Annotated in this window: 23 protein-coding genes; 8 read left to right on the plus strand and 15 right to left on the minus strand. The window is 68.6% G+C overall.

Annotated features, from left to right (window positions below; genetic code table 11):
• Positions 1–29: 29 nt before the first annotated feature.
• The 6 genes from WS78_RS15620 to WS78_RS15650 all read right to left on the minus strand — a co-directional run bounded on the left by WS78_RS15620 (position 30) and on the right by WS78_RS15650 (position 6,759).
• The gene (locus tag WS78_RS15620) at positions 30–920 is read right to left on the minus strand and encodes a phosphoribosylaminoimidazolesuccinocarboxamide synthase (protein ID WP_038751661.1); all 891 of its coding nucleotides are present in this window, start codon (positions 918–920) and stop codon (positions 30–32) included.
• Between the two features lie 189 nt (positions 921–1,109).
• Entirely contained in the window at positions 1,110–2,174 is a 1,065-nt protein-coding gene (gene fba / locus WS78_RS15625) for a class II fructose-bisphosphate aldolase (protein ID WP_038751664.1), read from the minus strand.
• Between the two features lie 279 nt (positions 2,175–2,453).
• The gene (gene pyk / locus WS78_RS15630) at positions 2,454–3,890 is read right to left on the minus strand and encodes a pyruvate kinase (RefSeq protein ID WP_038751667.1); all 1,437 of its coding nucleotides are present in this window, start codon (positions 3,888–3,890) and stop codon (positions 2,454–2,456) included.
• Positions 3,891–4,232: 342 nt separating this feature from the next.
• A complete protein-coding gene (locus tag WS78_RS15640) occupies positions 4,233–5,426 on the minus strand; it encodes a phosphoglycerate kinase (RefSeq protein ID WP_059575172.1) in 1,194 nt (397 codons plus the stop codon).
• A 251-nt stretch (positions 5,427–5,677) separates the two neighbouring features.
• Positions 5,678–6,001 (minus strand): AzlD domain-containing protein, encoded by a 324-nt coding sequence (locus tag WS78_RS15645; protein ID WP_038751672.1) that lies wholly within the window; start codon positions 5,999–6,001, stop codon positions 5,678–5,680.
• Complete coding sequence (locus WS78_RS15650) at positions 5,998–6,759, minus strand: AzlC family ABC transporter permease (RefSeq protein ID WP_038751675.1); 762 nt, start codon at positions 6,757–6,759, stop codon at positions 5,998–6,000. The genes WS78_RS15645 and WS78_RS15650 overlap by 4 nt, the downstream gene beginning before the upstream one ends.
• Before the next feature lie 224 nt (positions 6,760–6,983).
• Here WS78_RS15650 and WS78_RS15655 point away from each other — a divergent pair, with 224 nt between their 5' ends.
• From WS78_RS15655 to WS78_RS15680, 6 genes are all read left to right on the plus strand, one after another.
• Entirely contained in the window at positions 6,984–7,907 is a 924-nt protein-coding gene (locus WS78_RS15655; RefSeq protein WP_038751676.1) for a branched-chain amino acid transaminase, read from the plus strand.
• Between the two features lie 61 nt (positions 7,908–7,968).
• Positions 7,969–8,166, plus strand: coding sequence for a zinc-finger domain-containing protein (locus tag WS78_RS15660; protein WP_004197553.1), 198 nt, complete (start codon positions 7,969–7,971; stop codon positions 8,164–8,166).
• 127 nt (positions 8,167–8,293) lie between these two features.
• The gene (waaF, locus tag WS78_RS15665; protein ID WP_038751679.1) at positions 8,294–9,334 is read left to right on the plus strand and encodes a lipopolysaccharide heptosyltransferase II; all 1,041 of its coding nucleotides are present in this window, start codon (positions 8,294–8,296) and stop codon (positions 9,332–9,334) included.
• A gap of 131 nt (positions 9,335–9,465) precedes the next feature.
• Positions 9,466–9,912, plus strand: coding sequence for a nuclear transport factor 2 family protein (locus tag WS78_RS15670; protein ID WP_038751681.1), 447 nt, complete (start codon positions 9,466–9,468; stop codon positions 9,910–9,912).
• Positions 9,913–9,931: 19 nt separating this feature from the next.
• Positions 9,932–10,966, plus strand: coding sequence for a hydrolase (locus WS78_RS15675; protein ID WP_059575177.1), 1,035 nt, complete (start codon positions 9,932–9,934; stop codon positions 10,964–10,966).
• Positions 10,959–11,555: a DUF2946 family protein gene (locus WS78_RS15680; protein WP_059575179.1), complete on the plus strand. Its 597-nt coding sequence runs from the start codon at positions 10,959–10,961 to the stop codon at positions 11,553–11,555. Before WS78_RS15675 ends, WS78_RS15680 begins: the two co-directional genes overlap by 8 nt.
• A gap of 298 nt (positions 11,556–11,853) precedes the next feature.
• Here the strand turns inward: WS78_RS15680 and WS78_RS15685 are convergent, their stop codons facing one another.
• Positions 11,854–13,572: a M48 family metalloprotease gene (locus WS78_RS15685; RefSeq protein WP_059575181.1), complete on the minus strand. Its 1,719-nt coding sequence runs from the start codon at positions 13,570–13,572 to the stop codon at positions 11,854–11,856.
• Between the two features lie 428 nt (positions 13,573–14,000).
• Between WS78_RS15685 and moaC the strand changes: the two genes are divergently transcribed.
• On the plus strand, positions 14,001–14,489 hold the full coding sequence (moaC, locus tag WS78_RS37605) for a cyclic pyranopterin monophosphate synthase MoaC (protein ID WP_038751717.1): 489 nt from the start codon (positions 14,001–14,003) through the stop codon (positions 14,487–14,489).
• 157 nt (positions 14,490–14,646) lie between these two features.
• Here the strand turns inward: moaC and WS78_RS15695 are convergent, their stop codons facing one another.
• Positions 14,647–15,012 carry a TonB family protein gene (locus WS78_RS15695; protein WP_059575183.1) on the minus strand — a complete coding sequence of 122 codons (366 nt, stop codon included), beginning with the start codon at positions 15,010–15,012 and terminating at the stop codon, positions 14,647–14,649.
• A 276-nt stretch (positions 15,013–15,288) separates the two neighbouring features.
• Positions 15,289–15,759 carry a DUF2501 domain-containing protein gene (locus WS78_RS15700; protein WP_038751692.1) on the minus strand — a complete coding sequence of 157 codons (471 nt, stop codon included), beginning with the start codon at positions 15,757–15,759 and terminating at the stop codon, positions 15,289–15,291.
• Between the two features lie 105 nt (positions 15,760–15,864).
• On the opposite strand from WS78_RS15700, the gene WS78_RS15710 reads away from it, so the two are divergent.
• Positions 15,865–16,095 carry a hypothetical protein gene (locus tag WS78_RS15710; protein WP_038751695.1) on the plus strand — a complete coding sequence of 77 codons (231 nt, stop codon included), beginning with the start codon at positions 15,865–15,867 and terminating at the stop codon, positions 16,093–16,095.
• A 168-nt stretch (positions 16,096–16,263) separates the two neighbouring features.
• On the opposite strand, the gene WS78_RS15715 is transcribed toward WS78_RS15710, so the two are convergent.
• The 6 genes from WS78_RS15715 to WS78_RS15740 all read right to left on the minus strand — a co-directional run bounded on the left by WS78_RS15715 (position 16,264) and on the right by WS78_RS15740 (position 22,773).
• Complete coding sequence (locus tag WS78_RS15715; protein ID WP_038751698.1) at positions 16,264–18,051, minus strand: PglL family O-oligosaccharyltransferase; 1,788 nt, start codon at positions 18,049–18,051, stop codon at positions 16,264–16,266.
• A 240-nt stretch (positions 18,052–18,291) separates the two neighbouring features.
• Positions 18,292–18,837, minus strand: coding sequence for a type IV pilus assembly protein PilA (gene pilA, locus WS78_RS15720; protein ID WP_081989928.1), 546 nt, complete (start codon positions 18,835–18,837; stop codon positions 18,292–18,294).
• Between the two features lie 198 nt (positions 18,838–19,035).
• Entirely contained in the window at positions 19,036–19,749 is a 714-nt protein-coding gene (locus WS78_RS15725) for a TerC family protein (protein ID WP_038751703.1), read from the minus strand.
• 140 nt (positions 19,750–19,889) lie between these two features.
• Positions 19,890–20,771: a succinate--CoA ligase subunit alpha gene (gene sucD / locus WS78_RS15730; protein WP_038713009.1), complete on the minus strand. Its 882-nt coding sequence runs from the start codon at positions 20,769–20,771 to the stop codon at positions 19,890–19,892.
• Between the two features lie 144 nt (positions 20,772–20,915).
• Positions 20,916–22,082 (minus strand): ADP-forming succinate--CoA ligase subunit beta, encoded by a 1,167-nt coding sequence (sucC, locus tag WS78_RS15735; RefSeq protein ID WP_038751706.1) that lies wholly within the window; start codon positions 22,080–22,082, stop codon positions 20,916–20,918.
• 79 nt (positions 22,083–22,161) lie between these two features.
• A complete protein-coding gene (locus tag WS78_RS15740) occupies positions 22,162–22,773 on the minus strand; it encodes a DUF2889 domain-containing protein (protein WP_059575185.1) in 612 nt (203 codons plus the stop codon).
• Between the last annotated feature and the right edge of the window lie 75 nt (positions 22,774–22,848).

The raw sequence follows: 22,848 nt of genomic DNA on the forward strand, positions 1-22,848 counted from the left end.
CTTCCTCGTTTCGGTGAATCGGACGATGGTCAGTCGAGCGTCTTGCCCGTGATGCGCTCGAGCGCTTCCTGGTACTTCGCGCTCGTCCTCGCAACGACGTCGTCGGGCAGCTTCGGCGCGGGCGGCTCCTTGCTCCAGTCCTGCGCCTCGAGCCAGTCGCGGACGAACTGCTTGTCGAACGACGGCGGATTCGTGCCGACCCGGTACTCGTCGGCCGGCCAGAAGCGCGACGAATCGGCCGTCAGCGCCTCGTCCATCAGGAACAGCTTGCCGTGCTCGTCGAGGCCGAATTCGAACTTCGTGTCGGCGATGATGATGCCGCGCGTCGCCGCGTAATCGGCCGCTTCCTTGTACAGCTTGATCGAGATGTCGCGAATCGTCGCGGCGAGCTCGGTGCCGATGCGGCGCTCGGTTTCCTCGAACGAGATGTTCTCGTCGTGATGGCCCATCTCGGCCTTAGCCGCGGGCGTGAAGATCGGCTCGGGCAGCTTCTGCGCGTTTTGCAGGCCGGCCGGCAGCTCGACGCCGCACACCTTGCCCGTCGCCTGGTAGTCCTTCCAGCCGCTGCCCGCGAGATAGCCGCGCACGACCGCCTCGACGAGGATCGGCTCGAGGCGCTTGACGACGACCGCGCGCCCCTTCACCTGCTCGACTTCGTCGTCGGCGACGACCGTCTCGGGCGCGACGCCCGTCAGGTGGTTCGGGACGATGTGCGCGAGCTTGTCGAACCAGAAGTTCGCCATCTGGTTCAGCACGCGGCCCTTGTTCGGAATCGGCTCGCCCATGATGACGTCGAACGCCGACAGGCGATCGGTCGTGACGATCAGGAGCTTGTCGTTGCCGACCGCGTAGTTGTCGCGGACCTTGCCGCGACCGAGGAGCGGCAGCGAGCGCAGCGTGGATTCGTAAAGGGTAGACATCGTCTTTTCGCAGATAAGGAGCCAAACAAAAAGGGAAACGCCGTTCCCCGCGGCTGGCGGGAACGGCGGCCTTGCGATACTTCGGCGAACCGGCCGGACGGCTTGGCCCGGCGGGGCCGGCCGGCTTCGGAGCCGGACCGGGCTCATCCGGCCGCCCCGCTCGCGGGCCGGCCAGATCGTACTACAGACTCAACGCACCACTTGCGCGAGGTCGCCGGCCTTGTACTTCTCGGCGATCTTCTCGAGCGGCACCGGCTTGATCTTCGACGCCTGGCCTTCGCAGCCGAACGCCAGATAGCGCGCGACGCAGATCTTCTTCGCCGCTTCGCGCGCGGGCTTCAGGTAATCGCGCGGATCGAACTTGCCCGGATTCTCGAACATGTAGCGGCGGATCGCGCCCGTGATCGCGAGACGCAGGTCGGTGTCGATGTTGATCTTGCGCACGCCGTGCTTGATGCCTTCCTGGATTTCCTCGACGGGCACGCCGTAGGTTTCCTTCATGTCGCCGCCGAATTCGCGGATTTCCGCGAGCAGATCCTGCGGCACCGACGACGAGCCGTGCATCACGAGGTGCGTGTTCGGGATGCGCGCGTGGATTTCCTTGATCCGCTGGATCGACAGGATGTCGCCCGTCGGCTTCTTCGTGAACTTGTACGCGCCGTGCGAGGTGCCGATCGCGATCGCGAGCGCGTCGCACTGCGTGAGCTTGACGAAGTCCGCGGCCTGCTCCGGGTCCGTCAGCAGCTGCTCGCGGGTCATCGTGCCTTCCGCGCCGTGGCCGTCTTCCTTGTCGCCCTTCATCGTCTCGAGCGAGCCGAGCACGCCGAGCTCGGCCTCGACCGTCACGCCGATCGAGTGCGCCATCTCGACCACCTTCTTCGACACGTCGACGTTGTATTCGTACGATGCGACCGTCTTGCCGTCGGCTTCGAGCGAGCCGTCCATCATCACGCTCGTGAAGCCGCTCCTGATCGCCGCCATGCAGACGGCGGGCGATTGGCCGTGATCCTGGTGCATCACGACGGGGATGTGCGGGTACGACTCGACCGCCGCTTCGATCAGGTGGCGCAGGAACGCCTCGCCCGCGTACTTCCGGGCGCCGGCCGACGCCTGCATGATCACGGGCGCGCCGACTTCGTCGGCCGCCGCCATGATCGCCTGCACCTGCTCGAGGTTGTTCACGTTGAACGCGGGCAGGCCGTAGCCGTGCTCCGCTGCGTGATCCAGCAGTTGACGCATTGATACGAGAGGCATTGTGGTACTCCTTGAATGAAAACCTTGCGCCCTACGCGGCGTCTTACGGCCCCGTCCCGGCTGAAAGGCGGGCGGACCGGCGCGGCCGAGCGTCGAATAGCCGCATTTTATCGCGAAGCGCCCCCGAATCCGACCAAATGGCGGATTCGGGGGCAATTTGTTACGTCTTTCAGACCACCTTCAAGCAAAAAAGCCGCGGGGGCCGTCCGACCCCACGCGGCTTTCCGACAACGCAAGCGGCATGCCCGGCGGGCATCCCGCTCGCGCCGGATTGCGCCCTCAGTAGTGTTCGCCGACGCGCACGATCTTCAGCGTGTTCGTGCCGCCCGCCTGCCCCATCGGCTCGCCGACCGTCAGCACGACCATGTCGCCGTGCGCGACGTAGCCGCGCCGCACGATCAGCTCGAGCGCCTGCTGCAGCGCGGAATCGCGGTCGCTGTTGAAGTCGACGTGCAGCGGCGTCACGTTGCGGAACAGCGCCATCGCGCGCTCGCTGCCGACTCGCGGCGTCAGCGCGAAGATCGGCACGTGCGTGTAGTGGCGCGACATCCAGAGCGCCGTCGCACCCGATTCGGTCAGCGCGACGATCGCCTTCGCGCCGAGGTGGTATGCGGTGAAGAGTGCGCCCATCGCGATCGACTGGTCGATCCGCGTAAACGTGCGGTCGAGAAAGTCCTTGTCGAGCTCGACGTGCTCGGACTTCTCCGCCTCGACGCAGACGGCCGCCATCGCCTCGATCGTGACGGCCGGATACTTGCCCGTCGCCGTTTCGGCGGACAGCATCACCGCGTCGGTGCCGTCGAGCACCGCGTTCGCGACGTCCGACACCTCCGCGCGCGTCGGCACGGGCGCGTGGATCATCGATTCCATCATCTGCGTCGCGGTGATCACGAGCTTGTTCGATTCGCGCGCCATCCGGATCATCCGCTTCTGCAGCGCGGGCACGGCCGCGTTGCCGACCTCGACCGCCAGATCGCCGCGCGCGACCATGATGCCGTCCGACGCGTCGAGAATCTCCTGCAGCGCCGGAATCGCCTCCGCGCGCTCGATCTTCGCGATCATTTTCGGCTTGATGCCGTAAGGCGCGCCCGCGATGTTCGCGAGCTGGCGCGCCATCTCCATGTCGGTCGCGTTCTTCGGGAACGACACGGCGACGAGATCCGCGCCGAGCGACATCGCCGTGCGGATGTCCTCCATGTCCTTCGCGGTCAGCGCGGGCGCCGACAGCCCGCCGCCCTGCCGGTTGATGCCCTTGTTGTTCGACAGGTCGCCGCCCACCTTGACGGTCGTGTGGATCTCGTCGCCGAGCACGCGGTCGACCTTCAGCACGATGAGGCCGTCATTCAGCAGCAGCACGTCGCCCGGCTTCAGGTCGCGCGGCAGATCCTTGTAGTCGAGGCCGACCCGCTCGTCGTTGCCGAGCTCGCACGTCGCGTCGAGGATGAACGGCTGGCCGGGCGCGAGCGTCGTCTTGCCCCCCTCGAACTTGCCGACGCGAATCTTCGGCCCCTGCAAGTCCGCCATGATCGCGATTTCCCGGCCGACCCGGCGCGCGGCCTCGCGAACCATCTCGGCACGCTCGCGGTGATCGTCGGCGGAGCCGTGCGAGAAATTGAGCCGCACGACGTCGAGACCCGCGTGCATCATCTGCAACAGGACCTCCGGCGAGCTGGATGCCGGACCGATCGTGGCGACTATCTTGGTGGCGCGATGCATGAATCTCCTCGTCTGACTGAGTGAAAGCGCTGGAAGTACCGCCGCGAGAGCCGGAGCCGCGCGGCCCAGCCGCCGCCGCTCCGGAACGCGCGCCGGTGCATGCGCCCGGCGTCGCTTTGTCCGCGATCGCCGGCGTTGACGGCCGGCGCCGCATCGTTGTTTCGGGTTCGGCGGGCCCGCGTCGGGCGGCCCGCCCGGCGGCCCGACCCGGGCCGCCGCGCCGACGGCGCGCAACGCGCGTGCCCGCCGGCGTGCGCGGGCGGCCGGCGCGGCCCGCCGCCCGTCAGCACTGCGCGCCGCACGCGGCAAAGACACGCGCGCGCGGCGCGCCGGCTTGCGCGCTTACGCGCGCGTTTCCAGCACTTCGACGGCGGGCAGTTTCTTGCCCTCGAGGAATTCGAGGAACGCGCCGCCGCCCGTGGAGATGTAGCTGACCTTGTCGTGAATGCCGTACTTCGCGATCGCGGCGAGCGTGTCGCCGCCGCCCGCGATCGAGAACGCGGCCGAGTTCGCGATCGCGTCGGCGAGCGTCTTCGTGCCGTTGCCGAACTGGTCGAACTCGAACACGCCGACGGGGCCGTTCCAGACGATCGTGCCCGCCTTCTCGAGCTGACCGGCGAGCGCCTTCGCGGTATCCGGCCCGATGTCGAGGATCATGTCGTCCGCCTCGATGTCGGCCACCTTCTTCACCGTGGCCGCGGCCGTCGGCGAGAACCCCTTCGCGACAACGACGTCGGTCGGAATCGGCACCGATGCGCCGCGCTTCCTCGCTTCGTCGATGATCGCCTTCGCCTCGCCGACGAGATCGGCCTCCGCGAGCGACTTGCCGATCGGCAGGCCCGCCGCGAGCATGAACGTGTTCGCGATGCCGCCGCCGACGATCAGCTGATCGACCTTCTCCGCGAGCGATTTCAGGATCGTCAGCTTCGTCGACACCTTCGAGCCGGCGACGATCGCCACCAGCGGGCGCTTCGGGTTGCCGAGCGCCTTGCCGAGCGCGTCGAGCTCGGCCGCGAGCAGCGGGCCCGCGCACGCGACGCCCGCGTACTTCGCGATGCCGTGCGTGGTCGCTTCCGCGCGGTGCGCGGTGCCGAACGCGTCGTTCACGTAGACGTCGCAGAGCTTCGCCATCTTCTGCGCAAGCTCGTCCGAATTCTTCTTCTCGCCCTTGTTCACGCGGCAGTTCTCGAGCAGCACGACCTGGCCCGGCGCGACTTCGACGCCGTTCTCGACCCAGTTCGCGACGAGCGGCACGTCGCGGCCGAGCAGCTCGGCCAGGCGCTTCGCGACGGGCGCGAGCGAATCCTCGGGCTTGAACTCGCCTTCCGTCGGGCGGCCGAGGTGCGACGTGACCATCACGGCCGCGCCCGCGTCGAGCGCCGCCTGGATCGCGGGCACCGACGCGCGGATGCGCGTGTCTTCGGTGATGTTGCCGTGATCGTCCTGCGGCACGTTCAGATCAGCGCGGATGAACACGCGTTTGCCGGAGAGCTTGCCTTCGGCGATCAGGTCGGTAAGACGCTTTACTTGGCTCATGGGACTGATGAAGGTTGATGAAGGAAAGCGGTTCGACGCGCGCGGGCTGCCTCGCCAGCGCCAGGCGCGGCCCGCCGGCTTCGCACGGCAAGGCCCGCGCGGCGCGCGCGCGAAAAAATTCCGGAAGGGGTCATTCTAGCCGATCCGCCCCGCGCGCTGCCCCGCGAGGCGGCGAATTGCTGCGATCCGGAGGCGACGTGGGCCGTTGGGTCGCGCCTTCGAGCCGGGCGCGGCGCGCGCGGCGGCGCACGTCAGAACAGGATGCGCAGCGCGGTGAACACGAGCATCCCGACGACGATCGTGCCGAGCATGCTGCGCCGCCACAGGAACCACGCGAGGCCGGCCGCCGCCGCATAGAAATCGTGGTTCGACAGCGCGAACGAGAGGCCCGCGGGCGTCTCCAGCACGTCGGGCAGGACAACCGCGACGAGCGCGGCGGCAGGCGCATAGCGCAGCGAGCGCTGCGCGCGCTCGGGCAGCACGGTGCGCTCGCCGCCGACGAGAAAGAGCGCGCGCGTGATCGCGGTAACGAGCGTCATCCCCGCGATCGCGAGCCAGATCTGCCAGTCGCTCATTCGGCGTCCTCCGTGTGCGTCGCGCGGCCGGCCGCGCGGATGCGCCGCCAGTCGGCGCGCTCGACGAACCAGTCGGCGACGCTGCCCGCCGCGAGCGCCGCGACCACCGCGAGCGGCAGCGCGAGCCGGTACGGCAGCTCGAACGCGACGAGCGACACGACGCCGGCGACCGCGACGGCCGCGAGCGTCGATCGGTTCGAGATCGCCGACACCATGATCGGGATCAGCGCGAGCGTGCCGGCGAGCGCGAGCCCCCAGCTGTCGGGAAACGCGCTCGCGAGCGCGATGCCGACGAGCGACGACGCCTGCCACGCAAGCCAGCTCGTGAGCGCCATGCCCCAGAAGTACGCTTCCTTGCCGGGCACCTGGCCCGTCGCGAAGCCCTGCTTCTGGAACAGCAGATAAATCACGTCGCCGTTGAAATAGCCGATCGCGAGGCGCCGCCACAGCGGCAGGTACGAGAAATGGGGCGCGAGCCCCGCGCTGAAGATCACGAACCGCATGTTGACCATCGCGGCCGTGAGGAGGATCGTCCAGACCGGCAGCTTCGCGGCGAAGAGCGGCAGCACCGCGAGCTGCGACGAGCCCGCGTAGACGAAAATCGACATGCCGACCGCCTGCCCCGTCGACAGCACCGATTTGCTCATCGCGATGCCGGTGACGAGCCCCCACGACAGGATCGCCATCAGCGTCGGGGAAAAATCGCGGAAACCCTGGGCGAGGGCGAAGCGGTCGGTGGCGGAAAGGCGAGCGAGCATCGGGGAGGCGCCGCGAAGGCGAAAAGCCGGGCCGCTCGCGCGCGTCGCGCCGCCGCCGCCCGTTATTTTTTCACGCAGGTTGCGCGTCGATTATAGCGCCGGACCCCGCCGTACCGACCGTTGCCCGCACAAAAACGCTAAAATGAGCGTCTTTGCGACGCGCCGCCGTTTCGAGCCGCCGCGCGCGCTTTCTGCGCATCCCCGCATCCACTAGGAGAAGACCTATGTCAATGGCCGATCGCGACGGCAAGATTTGGATGGACGGCAAGCTGATCGAATGGCGCGACGCCAAGATCCACGTGCTGACCCACACGCTGCACTACGGCATGGGCGTCTTCGAGGGCGTGCGCGCATACAAGACGGCCGACGGCGGCACGGCGATCTTCCGCCTGAAGGAGCACACGAAGCGCCTGCTGAACTCGGCGAAGATCTTCCAGATGGACGTGCCGTTCGACCAGGAAACGCTCGAGGCCGCGCAGCGCGACGTCGTCCGCGAGAACAAGCTCGAGTCGTGCTACCTGCGCCCGATCATCTGGATCGGCTCGGAGAAGCTCGGCGTGTCGGCGAAGGGCAACACGATCCACGTCGCGATCGCGGCCTGGCCGTGGGGCGCGTACCTCGGCGAGGAAGGCCTCGCGAAGGGCATCCGCGTGAAGACGTCGTCGTTCACCCGCCATCACGTGAACGTGGCGATGGTGCGCGCGAAGGCGTCGGGCTGGTACGTGAACTCGATCCTCGCGAACCAGGAAGCGACGGCCGACGGCTACGACGAGGCGCTCCTCCTCGACGTCGACGGCTACGTGTCCGAAGGCTCCGGCGAAAACTTCTTCCTCGTGAACCGCGGCAAGCTGTACACGCCCGATCTCGCGTCGTGCCTCGACGGCATCACGCGCGACACGGTCATCACGCTCGCGAAGGAAGCCGGCATCGAAGTGATCGAGAAGCGCATCACGCGCGACGAAGTCTACACGGCCGACGAGGCGTTCTTCACCGGCACCGCGGCCGAAGTCACGCCGATCCGCGAGCTCGACAACCGCACGATCGGCAACGGCGCGCGCGGCCCGATCACCGAGAAGCTGCAAAGCGCGTTCTTCGACGTCGTGAACGGCAAGAGCGCGAAGCACGCGGACTGGCTCACCAAAATCTGAACGCGCGGCGCGCCCGTCGCCGGGCGCGCGCGCCTCGCCATCGCCATAACGAGAAAGCCCCATGAGTGAAATCAAGGAAATGCCGCTCATCGAACTGACGGCCAAGGATCTGCCCGCCTACTGCCCGAACCCGGCGATGCCGCGCTGGAGCGCACATCCGCGCGTGTTCATCGACGTCTCGCACGGCGAGGCGCGCTGCCCGTACTGCGGCACACGCTACAAGCTGCGCGACGGCGAAGTCCTCCGCGGCCACCATTGAGCGCGCGGCGGTTTCACCGCCCGACGCGGCGCGCACCGGCCGACCGGCACGCGCCGCCGCCCCTCCCCAGCAACCCGAGCGCGGCGCATGAGCGTCGCGCTTTATTACGACATCGGAAATCCCCCTGATGCGTCGAGCGTTGGTTATCGCACCGAACTGGATCGGTGACGCATTGATGGCGCAGCCGCTTTTCGCGCTGCTGAGGAAGCTGCATCCCCGCATCGTCATCGACGCCGTGGCCCCGGCGTGGGTCGCGCCCGTGCTCGAGCGGATGCCCGAGATTCACGATGTCCATGCAACCGACCTCGCGCACGGCAAGCTGCAGATGCTGCGCCGCTGGCAGCTCGCGAGCGATCTGCGCGAGCTCGGCTACGACGCCGCGTACGTGCTGCCGAACTCGCTGAAGTCCGCGCTCATCCCGTGGCTCGCGGGCATCCCGCTGCGGGTCGGCTACACGGGCGAGCATCGCTACGCGCTCCTCAACGTGCGCCACGCAAACCCGAGCAAGGCGCGCGACGAGCGCCCGCCGATGGCCCAACATTACGCAACGCTTGCATATGCGCCCGGCGCGAAGCTGCCCGAGTCGTTCAACGCGCTGCCGCCGCCTAGGCTCGAAGCGGACTTGAACGAGACGGCGCGCGTATCCGCGCGCTTCAATCTCGACACGCGCAAGCCGCTCGTCGTGTTCTGCCCGGGCGCCGAATACGGCCCCGCGAAGCGCTGGCCGCCCGAGCATTTCGCCGCGCTCGCGCAAAGCGTGAGCCAGTCGTTTCCCTACACGCAGATCGTCGCGCTCGGCTCGCCGAAGGACGCCGCCGCCGCGCAGGCGATCGCCGAGCGCGCGCCGAACGTGCGCAATCTCTGCGGCCAGACGTCGCTCACCGAGGCGTGCGCGCTGATCGCGCGGGCGAACGCGGTCGTCACGAACGATTCCGGGCTGATGCACGTCGCGGCGGCGCTGCGCCGGCCGCTCGTCGCGCTCTACGGGTCGACCGATCCGCGTCATACCCCGCCGCTGTCGGAGCTGGCAAAGGTACAATGGCTGCATCTCGAATGCAGTCCCTGCTTCGAACGCGAATGCCCGCTCGGCCACCTGAAGTGCCTGCGCGAGCTGAGCCCGGAGCAGGTGTTCGGCGATTTGCGCGGGATGCTCGTCGGACAGCGCTGACGCCCGCGGCCGCAAGGCCGCCCGTCGCGCGGCGCGCACCCCGCACCCGACTCACCGCTAAGCGGGCGGCCCTGCCGATGCACGGGCCGCCTTGATGAAACGGCGCGCGCCGCGCGCGAGAGATAGACCCGATGCCACGTTTTGCCCGCCTCTTCGAAGCCGCCGCCGACACGCTGAACGCGTACTACCAGGCAGTCGCCGACGCCAACCTCGACGCGCTGATGGTCCTCTGGATCGACGAGGACTTCGCCAGCTGCATCTGGTCGGACGGCACGCACCTGCACGGCCTCGAGCAGATCCGAAGCGGGTTCGGCGAGCGCATGTCGACGCAGCCCGTGACGATCGAGCCGCTCGACATCCGCGTCTACGACAGCCTCGGCACCGTCGTCTACACGGTCGCGGAAGCGCACCAGCAGGCCGATCTCACGGCCGAGCCGCAGATGGTGTTCACGACCTACGTGATGATCCACGAGCGCGGCGAATGGCGGATCGCCCACATCCACGCGAGCCCGATCCCCGAGCAGACGGCGGCCCAGTTCGCCGCGAAGATCCGCCACGCGCAGGGGCCGCTCCACTGAGCGAGAGGCGTTCGCAGCGATGAGCACCGCGCTACCCCCCCTTCCCGCTGCCGACGAGACCGCCCGCCCGGCAGCCTCGTCCTTCTATCGCGCGCCGCTTTGGCTGCCGACGAGCCACGCGCAGACGATCGTCCCCGCGCTCCTCGCGCGCCGTCCCGATATTCCGTACCGGCGCGAGCGCTGGGACACGCCGGACGGCGACTTCATCGATGTCGACTGGCTCGCGCATCCGGCGGGCGCCGCGCCCGAGCCGAACGCGCCGCTCGTCGTGCTGTTCCACGGCCTCGAAGGCAGCTCCGATTCGCATTACGCGCGCGTGGTGATGGCGGCCGCCCGCGCGCGCGGCTGGCACGGCGTCGTCCCGCATTTCCGCAGCTGCAGCGGCGAGATGAACCGGATGCCGCGCTTCTATCACCTCGCCGACAGCGCCGAAGTCGACTGGATACTGGCACGGCTCGCGACAAGCCACCGCGGGCCGCTCGTCGCGGTCGGCGTGTCGCTTGGCGGCAACGTGCTGCTGCGCTGGCTCGGCGAGCGGCGCGGCGACGCCTCGTTCGTCGCGGCGGCCGCGGCGATCTCGGCGCCGCTCGACGTCCACGCGGGCGGGCGCGCGCTGTCGCAAGGCTTCTCGATGGTCTACACGCGCAGCTTCCTGAAGACGCTGAAGCTCAAGGCGCTCCTGAAGCTCGAGCAATACCCCGGGCTCTTCGACAAGGACGCGATGCTCGCCGCGCGCACGATGCACGACTTCGACGACATCGTCACCGCGCCGCTGCACGGCTTCGTCGACGCGAACGACTACTGGACGCAGGCGACGACGCGCCCGCTCCTCGCGGCGATCGACGTGCCGACGCTGATCCTCAACGCGCGCAACGATCCGTTCCTGCCGGCGTCGGCGCTGCCCGGCCCGCGCGACGTGTCGCGCGCGGTCGTGCTCGACCAGCCCGAGCACGGCGGCCACGCGGGCTTCATGACGGGCCCGTTCCCCGGGCGCATCGACTGGCTCCCGGCGCGCGTCTTCGAATTCTGCTCACGGTTCACCGATCATGGATGACATCGTCAAACAGGCGCTCGCCAAGTGGCCGAACGTCCCGCACTGCACCGGATGGCTGCTGCTCGACCGTCGCGGCGGCTGGCGGATGCGCGACGACGCCGCGCAGGCGGCGGGCGCGCTCGGCTCGCCCGTCCGGCACCCGGCGCTCGTCGAGTTCATCGCCCGCAACTACGAGCGCGACGACGAAGGGCAATGGTTCTTCCAGAACGGGCCGCAGCGCGTGTACGTCGAGCTCGCGTACACGCCGTGGATCGTCAGGCTCGCGGCGGATCGCGACACTCCGGCGCGCGTCGCGCTCACCGACCACACGGGCCGCGCGTTCGAGCCGGCGCGCGCGTGGCTCGACGACGCGGGCGGCGTGCTGTTCGCCGACGCGTCGGTGCCGCCGCGCGTCGCCGCGCTGCACGATCACGATCTGGGGCTCTTCGCCGATCACGCCGACCTCGACGACGACGGCGCGCACGGCGTGTTGCATCTCGGCGGCGGCGTCGACCTGCCGCTCGAGCCGATCCGGCGCGACGACGTCGCCCAGCGGTTCCGGTTCGTCGCGAGTCCGGCCGCGCGCGCGGCCGAACGGCCGGAGGGCTGACGTGGGCGGGCTGACGTGGGCGGGCTGATGCGGGCGGCTGATACGGGCGGCTGACGCGGGCGGGCTGACGCGGGCCGCGGACAGCCGCACGCTGCATGTGCGTCAGCGGCAGGCGAACCGCGCGCGGCGCTTGGCCGCTTCGTTCGCGCCGTTCGCGCCGCGCATGCCGTTCGCGCCGCATATGCCGTTCATGCCGTTCGATTCGTCCGGATTCCATCAGGACATTCGTCGGCCGGCAGCGTGACGAGCCGCGCGGGCCGGCACGTCGCCCGCGACGATCGCGGCGTCGCGCCGCGCGTCACCCGCGCCGGTTGTCCTTGTCGTCTTCCCGCTCTTCCTTGTAGCGCGCCTCGATCTCGTGCAGCCGCGCGCTGATGATCGACTGCTCGTAGAAGCTCGCCGACTTGAGGTCGCGCGCCTCGCGCAGCTGCCGGATCGCCGACGGCCATGCGCCTTCGAGCGCGAACTTCTCCGCGAGCGCGCGTCGCTGCGCGACCGCGTCGCCGTTGCCCAGGCTCGCCTGCGCGAGAAAGCTCCACCAATCCGGCTGGCCGGGATCGGTGCTCGCCTCGGACTGCGCGAGCGTTTGCGCCTGCGCGTAGCGGCGCGCGGCGAGCAGCGCCTGCAGGTGCGCGGCGATCGCCGCGTGCGAGCCCGGCCAGCGCTCGCGCGCGGCGGCGGCGAGCCGCACCGCGTCGTCGGTGCGGCCCGCTCGGCGCGCGATCTCGGCCGCGAGCACGTCGAGGCTCGGCGAATTGCGCGCCGAATCGCCCTCGCTGGCCGCCGTGCGCGCGAACACGTCGCGCGCCGCGGCGAGCGCGCGGTCCGCGTCGTCGTAGCGGCCGCCGAGCATCTCGCCGAGCGCGATCCCGTACCAGTTCGCCGCGACGTTCGGCGCGATCCTGTCGTCGAGCTCCGCGCGCATCCGCCGCGCCTCGTTCGCGTAATCGGTCGGCGAGCGGTTCTGCAGCATCCGCAGGCGCGCGCGCACGAAGCCGTATTCCGGCGATTGACGCGGCTGCTTGTATGGCGCGCGTCGCGCGCGATCGTCCATGTCGGCGATCCGCTCGCCCGTCAGCGGGTGCGTGCGCGCGTACGCCGGCACGCCCGCGTCGCCCAACGACGCGCGCTCGAGCCGCTCGAAGAAGCCGGGCATCCCGTACGGATCGTAGCCGGCGCCCGCGAGCAATTGAAAGCCGACGCGGTCCGCCTCGCGCTCGGCCGAGCGCGAAAAGCGCAGTTGGCTGTCGACGGCGAACGCCTGACCGCCCAACGCGATCGCACTGCCGAGATCGCCGCTGCGCGCGAGAATGCCCGCGAGCACGCCGAACAGCATCGTTGCGAGCGCCGCGTAGCCGCTCTTCTCGCTTGCGCCGATCATCCGCGCGATGTGCCGCTGCAGCACGTGCCCCATCTCGTGGCCGATCACCGACGCGAGCTCGGATTCGGTCTGCGTCGTCGCGACGAGCCCGCTGTTGATGCCGATGAAGCCGCCCGGCAGCGAGAACGCGTTGATCTGCGGATCGCGCATCGCGAACAGATCGAAATCGGGCATGTAGCCGCCGATGAACTGCGCGGCGGCGGCCGCCGACAGCTTCGCCGCAACCGAATTCAGGTAGTCGCGCACGAGCCAGTCGTCGAGATAGTCGGGATCGCGCCGCACTTCGCGCATCACGCGCTCGCCGAGACGGCGCTCCGCCTGCGGCGTCAGCGAGCCGCCCGAGCCGTCGCCGAGATCCGGCAGTTGCAACGAGCGAAGCGGCGCGCGCAAACTGGGCGTGCCCGACGCCGGATCGGCGAGCCGGCTTTGCGCGCCGCCATAAGTGCCGAACACGCCGGGCGCGATGCCCGACGGCACGGTCGAGATCGCGTCACGCGCGAGCGGCGCGGCGTCGACGATGCCGGCGGCAGGCGCGGATTCGAGCGGCGGCGCATCGGCCCGCGGCTGCGCGTGGCCGCCGGGCGGCAGGGCGAGCGCCGCGGACAGCAAGACAGCAAACGACGATTTGACGCGCATGGGCAAGGATCTGAGCGGCCGTGGCGTAATTGTTCGATGGAGCTGCGTCATTGTAACGGCGCGCGGGCGCCATGCTCGCGACGCCGGCACCTGTTGAAGCGGTTGACGTGGTTGGATCGATCGGTTCGATCGGTTCGATCGGTTCGGTCGGTTCGGTCGGTTCGGTCGGTTCGGTCGGTTCGGTCGGTTCGGTCGGTTCGGTCGGTTCGGTCGGTTCGGTCGGTTCGGTCGGTTCGGTCGGCTCGGTCGGCTCGGTCGGCTCGGTCGGCTCGGTCGGCTCGGTCGGCTCGGTCGGCTCGGTCGGTTCGATCGGTTCGATCGGTTCGATCGGTTCGATCGGTTCGATCGGGGCGGTCGGGGCGGTCGGATTGGCCGGGCCGGCCGACAGGCCGCGCTGCTATGATAGGCGCCCTCTAACGGAGCAAGACATGTCTGGATTCACACACTTCGACGCCGCCGGCCACGCGCACATGGTCGATGTCGGCGACAAGCAGGAGACCAAGCGCATCGCGGTGGCGCGCGGCGCGATCCGGATGCTGCCCGACACGCTCGCGCTGATCCGCGAAGGACGCGCGAAGAAAGGCGACGTGCTCGGCGTCGCGCGGATCGCGGCGATCCAGGGCGCGAAGCGCACGGCCGATCTGATTCCGCTCTGCCACCCGCTCGCGCTGACGCGCGTCGCGGTCGACTTCGAATTCGACGACGCGCTGCCCGGCGTGCGCTGCACCGCGCAAGTCGAGACGCTCGGACGCACCGGCGTCGAGATGGAAGCGCTGACCGCGGTGCAGGTCGGGCTCCTGACGGTCTACGACATGTGCAAGGCCGTCGACCGGGGAATGACGATCACCGACGTGAGCGTGACGGAAAAGCGCGGCGGGAAGTCGGGGGATTGGAAGGCCGGCGAAGCGGGTGCGTGACGCCATCGATCTCGTCTGCGCAAGCACATGAGCAACGCACCGTCGAATCCCGGCGTGGGTCATGCAACTTCGTTGAGCGCGTCGCGGCCGACAGCGGCTTCGAGTTGGAACGATATCGCGCGCTCGCCGCCTTTCCCACAGACGTTTGCGATCCGCATCACCGAGCCGTCTTCGCCGCCGGCTCGAAGACGAACGGCCGCGTCAGCGTAAACGGATACCGTTCGCCGCCGCGCGCGGGCGTCTGCGTGCATTCGACCTTCGACATCGCGTCGACGGCCGCGCGATCCGCCGCCGCGTTCCGGCTGCTCGTCGTCACCGCGACGTTCTCCGCATTGCCCGATGCCGTGATCATCGCGCGCACGAGCACGGTCGCCCGGCGCTCGAGCGGCTTCGCGCTGTCCGGATACACCGCGACGGGCATCGTGCATTCGAGCTTCGCCGCATCGCGCGGCGCGAACGCCGCGCAGCCGGCGAGCAGCGATGCGGCAAGAGGAAGCGTCAGGTACGTCGTCTTGGTCTTCATGTTCGTTCTGGTCAATCTGCAGCGTCCGTCGCGCGAACCGACGGCGCCCGCATGGCGACCGCCGTGCGATTGCGCACCCCGATTCTTGTTCTGGCTTTCCGTTCTTCTTGCGCACCGGCGCCCGACTTCGGGCGACGCGCGCCATGCCGCACGCCGGCGCGACGCGCATCGCATGCGCAGCGCGCTTCGATTGCGTTTCGATTGCGCTTGGTCCGCGCATCAGCCGCACGCCGATCGCCCGTCGTCCGCACCGGCGGCGCGGCGCCGGCGTCCCGCTTACAACAGCGACTTCGCCTGCGACAGCACCTTGTCGCAAACCTGCTTCGTCAACTGCTGCTTGAAGTTCTGTCCGCCGCTCAGGTCGAGCGTGCGGCCGTTGCCGGCGTCGAGAATGCCGTTCGCGCCGCTCGCGTAGCTGCTGTCCGACGTGACGCCGCCGCCGAGTTTGCCCATCAGCGCGTCCTTCACCGACGAAGCGCCGCCGTCGCCGAGATAGTTGTTCTTGATGCAGAACTGCAACAGGCCCGCGACGTTGCCGGTACTGCCGGGCGTGAGCAGCGAGCCTGCCGATGCCGCTCCGCCCGCGCCGCCGAGATTGCCGAGCGCGCCGGCGATGCCGCCCGCGCCGTTACCGGCGTCGCCGCCTTGCTTGAGTAGATCGCCGAGCTGCGCGTGCGCGGTCGGCAATGACACGATGCTGGCAACCAGGATACCGGCGGCGGCAATACGATGAGTACGCGTTTTCATGGGCTTCCTCTCAGGGCAAGAAATCGTTCCAGTCGGTGAACACCGCGCCAAAGGATACCCGAACGACGCGGCGCGCATCCGTTCATCCCGGTTCGTCGCGAACGAATGCGGCGCGATTTGACACTGCTTGACGTCATCGCCCGCACGCGGCGGATGACTGGCGTGTTGCGCGCGGTCTCTCGGGGTGCCCGCCGCGCCGATTTCTCGTCGTCGCGAATTCTCGCGACGGCGGCCAACTCCAACGATGCACGTCGGCAAAGCGATGCCGGCTCATGCGTCGCGCGCGATGCGATTCGCTGCATCGGCGCCGCGGCGCTCACCGTTTCGCGCGCGTGACGAGCCGGCGGAGCGCGCCGCCGCGCATCGCGCGTCACGCGTTGCCGGTGCCGCATCACGCAATCGCGCCCCTCTGTCTTCGCGCCGTCCAATAAAAAACCGCCGCAAGAAGCGGCGGTTTCACGGCCTGCGGCGGGTTCCGGCCCCGAAGCGCCGAGCGCTTCGATATCAATCGTCGCTGTCGTCTTCCTCATCGTCTGCCGATACGGTCGAAGCAGGCGTGCCGTACGTCGCGACGAGCGCCGCCTTGAACGACTTCAGCGACGGCTGATCGTCGAGCAGCTTGTACAGCGCGGCGAGCTGCACCGGCCAGTCGTGCAGTTCTTCCGCGAACACGCGCAGCCGCTCGACCGTGTCGAGCGCGTCGGCCTCACGGCCGTCGAGCGCCTGCAACACCGCGTAGCGGCGCAGCACGGTTTCGCCCGGCAGCAGCGCGATCGCGCGTTCGTGCGCGGCGAGCTTCGCCGGCAGGTTGTCGCGCGAGATCGCGAGCAGCGTCGCCGCGCCGTAATCGCCCCATGCGCCGAACAGGAGCGACGGATTTTCGCGGTACTGCTCGGCCGGATTCGTGCCGTAGTACAGCACTTCCGCGCGCTGGTAATCGCGCAGCACCGGATACAGCGATACGAGGCCCGCCACGGACAGCGCCGCGAACAACGCGAACGCGGCGCGGCCCGGCAGCACGCGCAGCGGCTTCGTCTCGAGCAGGCCGATCACGAACATCACGGGCAGCAGGAAGAACGTGTACTGCTGCGGATATTCGACCAGCGCGTGCATCAGCAGAATGCCGACGAGCGCGAAGCCGAACACGCGGCTCTCCGTGTGCGGCACGCGCAGCGCGCGTACGAACCACGCGACGAGCGCGACCACCAGCACGCCGATGCCGAGCAAGCCGGACTTCGCGAGCAGATCGATGAAGATGTCGTGCGAGTTGTTCGCGATCTCGACGCCGCCCAGCTTGCGCACGAGCTCGAACTGGTGAATCGGGAACTCGCCCCAGCCGACGCCGAGCAGCGGATGCTCGCGGAACATCGTGAGGCCGTATTTCCAGAGCGCGAGGCGCGGCGCGATCTGGCCAGCGTCGCGCATGCGGTCGGCGGCCGATTCGGCAAGGCCGAGGTGGTAGTGCACGTTCACCCAGCGCACCGCGACGTTGACCGCGACGAACAACGCACCGAGCACGATCGGAATCGCCCACGCGCGCGCCCGGCTTGCTGCCGGATCGCGCCGGCCCTGCGCGAATGCCATCCAGAAGCCGGCGACGACCATCACGCCCACCTGCAGCCACGGCCCGCGCGACACGGTGAGCGCGAGCCCGACGGACAGGAACACCGACAGCGCCGCCCACGCGAGCGCCGGCATTCGGCGCGTCTGCACGAGATAGAGTGCCCCCGCGAGCGCGAACGCGATGTAGGTCGCGAGGTGATTCGCCTGCGCCATGTTGCCGTACGGCCTGCGATCGACGCTCACGCCGTACGACACGACGAACGGCGAGAACGTCGGCTCCAGATGGAACAGCTGCACGAGCTGGCTGGCGACGGCGAAGATGCCGCCGACGATGGTCGCGCCCGCGATCATCCGCGCGACCATATCGGCCATGTTCGCGCGCGCGAGCGCGTAGCCCGACTGCATCGCGACGAGCGCGCCGAGCAAATAGCCCACCGCGAGCCAGTTCATCGACGGTTGACGCAGCGGCAGCAGCGCGACCTGCGCGAGCAGCACCGCGCCGAACCCGAGCGGCGCGACGAGCGCCAACGGCGCCGCGAAAGGCTGCGCGGTGCGCTCGGCTTTCACGAGCAGGACGACGGTCGCGCCGAGCACCCAATACAGCGCGAACGCGGCGAATTCGGAATAGAAGGTCGGGATCGGATACGTGTGGTTCGTGACCGCATACGGCAGGATCAGGGCGACTGCAAGCGCGATCAGCGACAAAGAACGCAGAAAAGAGGAAGGCATGAGCGAACCGGGTGTCAGCAACCGGCGCACTATACAAAAAAAACCTCCCGCTGTGCGGGCCCGGAGCACCGGTCGCACCTCGTCATCGCGTCACGCACCAATGCGGTGCCGCGGCAATGGCCCGTTTGTCGGCCAATGCCCGCGACGTCCGGCGCGGCCCCCGCCCATCGCTCGCCCCGTCCCCTCGCTACGCACCCCGCCGTGCCCTTCCGGCGCTTCGCCGCCGCCCGCCGCCGCCCTTCACGCGCGACATTCCGGCGGCGCGAGCTTGCCGGCCAGGGTCGGCGCGTCGGTCGGCATCGGCCCGGCGCCCGGCGCGGGAAGCGACGACGACGCCTTGCCGTCGACAAAGCACTCCCACGTGATCGCGCCCGCCTGGACGACGCCCTTCGACAACGCGACGCGCGCCGTCGGCGTGTCCGCCCGGTCCGGCGCCGACGGCACGAGCACGAGCGTATTCGCGCCCGCCGCCGCGACGCGCGTCGTGAATGCGACCACGATCTGCCCGGTGTCGTCGTCGACGCGAATCGATTCGACGTTGCGCGTGCCCGGCGGCGACACGTAGCCGCCCGCGAAACCGCCGCCGCTCGCTGCATTCTCCGCGACCGCGAGCCGCGCGGACGCCGCGAGCGCGAGCCCCTCGCCGACCCGGCTGCGCGCGAGGTAATCCTGATACGCGGGAATCGCGTACGCCGCGACGACACCGACGATCGCAAGCACGATCATCAATTCGATCAACGTGAAGCCGCGGCCACGCCCCGCCGCGAGCCTCGATGCGCGCCACATCCGGCGCAGCGCGCGCACGCCGCCCACGCGCGGCAATGAAAGCGCCGAAAACGACGATAAAACGGAAAGAACTTCGCTCATGACAGGCTCCGAAAACGAAACACGCCTGCCGGATGAGGCAGGCGTGTCGATCGTAGCCAGCGGCCGGCGACGCGGGCAGTCGGCCGGACGGCCGACGCCGCGAAACGCGTGCGTCGGTCAGCGGGAGCCCGCCGCGCCCGATGCCGCGCGCCGCTTCTTCAGCGCGTAGCCGGCGATCACGACGAAGAGCGCGCCCGCGACGCTCGCGCCGTAGATCGCGGCGGGCGTGTCGAGGAGCGGCCAGCGGTCGCCCGCCGGATCGTTGACCATCAGGCCGCCGGCGATCCAGCCGAGCAGCGCCGCGCCGAGCGTGATGAAGATCGGGAACCGATCGAGCAGCTTGAGGACGAGCGTGCTGCCCCAGACGATGATCGGAATGCTCACGAGCAGGCCGAAGATCACGAGCGCGATCCGGTGGCCCGGGTCCGCCTGTTCGGCCGCGCCGGCGATCGCGATCACGTTGTCGAGGCTCATCACCGCGTCGGCGATCACGATTGTCTTCACCGCGTCCCACAGCCTGTCGGCGGGCTTGATGCTGTCGTGCGCGTCGTCGGCGGGCGCCATCAGCCGCACGCCGATCCACAGCAGCAGCACGCCGCCCGCGAACTTCAGGAGCGGCACGTCGAGCAGCAGCACCGCGAACGCGATCAGCACCACGCGCAGCACGATCGCGCCCGCCGTCCCCCACAGCACGCCGCGCACGCGCTGTTGCGCGGGCAGGTTGCGGCAGGCGAGCGCGATCACGACCGCGTTGTCGCCGCCGAGCAGGATGTCGATGACGACGATTTGCGCGACGGCGCCCCAATGGAGCGAGGCGAAGAATTCGAACATGAGAGCGAAGCGAAGGAAGTGGGGCCGGCATGCGTTCCGCCCGCGCCGGGCGGCCCGGCGCAAGGCTTACGGAACGATTGCGCGAGCATAACAAAAAACGCCGGCTAAGCCGGCGTTTTTCGTGGCGATGAAACCGATGCTTACAGCGCTGCCTTCAGCAGGCGGCCCATCTCCGACGGATTGCGCGTAACCGTGATGCCGCACGCTTCCATGATTTCCAGCTTCGCTTCGGCCGTATCCGCGCCGCCCGAGATCAGCGCGCCGGCGTGGCCCATGCGCTTGCCCGGAGGCGCCGTGACGCCCGCGATGAAGCCGACGACCGGCTTCTTCATGTTGTCCTTGATCCACTGCGCGGCGTTCGCTTCGTCCGGACCGCCGATTTCGCCGATCATCACGACCGCGTCCGTATCCGGATCGTCGTTGAACATCTTCATCACGTCGATGTGCTTCAGGCCGTTGATCGGATCGCCGCCGATACCGACCGCCGACGACTGGCCGAGGCCGAGCGCGGTGAGCTGCGCCACGGCTTCATACGTCAGCGTGCCCGAACGCGACACGACGCCGATGCGGCCCTTGCGGTGGATGTGACCCGGCATGATGCCGATCTTCAGTTCGTCCGGCGTGATCGTGCCCGGGCAGTTCGGCCCGAGCAGCAGCGTCTTGCGGCCTTCGCGGCGCATGCGGTCCTTCACTTCGATCATGTCGCGCACGGGGATGCCTTCCGTGATGCAGATCGCGAGATCGAGATCGGCTTCGACCGCTTCCCAGATCGCAGCCGCGGCGCCCGCCGGCGGAACGTAAATGACCGACACGGTCGCGCCGGTTTCTTCCTTCGCTTCCTTGACGCTCGCGTAGATCGGAATGCCTTCGAAATCCTCGCCGGCCTTCTTCGGGTTCACGCCCGCGACGAACGCTTCGCGGCCGTTTGCGTATTCACGGCAGGCGCGCGTGTGGAACTGGCCGGTCTTGCCGGTGATGCCCTGCGTGATGACCTTCGTGTCTTTGTTGATCAGAATCGACATGTAATGACCTCTGTTCGATCGGCGTCGCGAGAAAACCGCGCCGCCATGCGTGTTCAATGTTGCGCTCGGGAAAACGCCGGGCTGCCCCGAATCCTCCCGCCCCGCTTGGGGGCCTGGCGCGCAGCGCCAGGTGCGGGCGGCTCGTTACTTGCCCGCAGCCGCGGCGACGACCTTCTGCGCCGCTTCTTCCATGCTGTCCGCCGAGATGATCGGCAGGCCGGATTCCGCGAGCATCTTCTTGCCGAGGTCTTCGTTCGTGCCCTTCATGCGCACGACGAGCGGCACGTTCAGGTTCACGGCCTTCGAGCCCGCGATCACGCCTTCCGCGATCACGTCGCAGCGCATGATGCCGCCGAAAATGTTCACGAGGATCGCCTTCAGGCCCGGGTTCTTCAGCATCAGCTTGAACGCTTCGGTGACCTTCTCGGTCGTCGCGCCGCCGCCCACGTCGAGGAAGTTAGCCGGCTCGCCGCCGAACAGCTTGATCGTGTCCATCGTCGCCATCGCGAGGCCCGCGCCGTTCACGAGGCAGCCGATGTTGCCGTCGAGCGAGATGTACGCGAGATCGAACTTCGACGCCTCGATTTCAGCCGGATCTTCCTCGTCCAGATCGCGGTACGCGACGATTTCCGGATGACGGAACAGCGCGTTCGAATCGAAGTTGAACTTCGCGTCGAGCGCGATCACCTTGCCGTCGCCCGTCAGCACGAGCGGGTTGATTTCGGCGAGCGACGCGTCCGTTTCCCAGAACGACTTGTACAGGCCCTTCAGGATTTCGCGCGCTTGCGCAAGCGACGCGTCCGGCACGCCGATCTTCTTCGCGAGATCGTCGGCTTCGGCGTCCTGCAGGCCCAGCGACGGCTCGACGGCGACCTTGTGGATCGCTTCCGGCGTCTTTTCCGCGACTTCCTCGATGTCCATGCCGCCTTCGCTCGACGCCATCACGACGACCTTCTGCGACACGCGGTCAATCACGATGCCGACATACAGTTCCTTCTTGATGTCCGCGCCTTCTTCGATCAGCAGACGGTTGACCTTCTGGCCTTCCGGACCGGTCTGGTGCGTCTTCAGCTGCATGCCGAGGATCTGGTTCGCGTACTCGCGCACTTGCTCGAGCGACTTCGCGACCTTCACGCCGCCGCCCTTGCCGCGGCCGCCCGCATGAATCTGGGCCTTGACGACCCAGACCGGGCCGCCCAGCTCTTCCGCCACCTTGACGGCCTCGTCCACCGAGAACGCCGGCTTGCCGCGCGGTACCGCGACTCCGAATTTCCGCAGGATTTCCTTACCCTGGTACTCGTGAATCTTCATGCGTGATTCCTTCAGTCTGTGAGTTGGCTAAAAAAAGTCGATTGACGATCGCTTCTTCTGACGATTCAAGCGTTCGCCCTCATTCCTTCGCACCGTCCAAGCCCTCGCGCGCGGGGCGGCTCGTGCCGTACCAACGCGGATAGAACTGCCGAACCGCTTCTCCGTCGAACCGCAGCGCGTGACAACGGCCGAGCTGGAACGGCGGCTCCGCGGCCGGCTGGCCTCGCCCGTCCGTCTGGCCGCCCAATTGCTCGCGCACGTCCCATACGTCGCCCGCGAACGCCTGGATCGCGGCCGTCGGCAACACCGCGCACAGCTCGGTCAGGTGCGAGCAGCCGGCGACGCCCGACAGCAGCCGGGAGACGTCGCGACGGAAATGGCGGAAGAGGTTGAGCCCGATGAGGACGCGGTAGGCGGATTGGGCGGATTCGCATTGACCGGGATAGGGTACCCAGTCGGACGACGCGTCGACGTCGACGATATTGAGTTCGCGATCGATCGTGACGCGCAGCCAGAGCTCGTGAATCGGCAGGCCGTTCGGCCTGGCGCCAGACGCGGGCGCGACGTCGCGCGGCTTGTGATCGGTCAGGCAGGCTTCGATGTCCCACAAGCCGTCGGCACGCTCGTAGGCTTCCGCTCGAATTGCGCGGCGATGGCGCAACTGACGGGATACGGGCTCGGATAGCGGCATGCGGGAAGGTGAAGCCGAAGAGGGAAACTCGGCGATTTTAGCATATCGCCCGCCCGTGCCCGGTCTGGCCCCGTG

The organism is Burkholderia savannae (assembly GCF_001524445.2).
Classification (GTDB): Bacteria; Pseudomonadota; Gammaproteobacteria; order Burkholderiales; family Burkholderiaceae; genus Burkholderia; species Burkholderia savannae.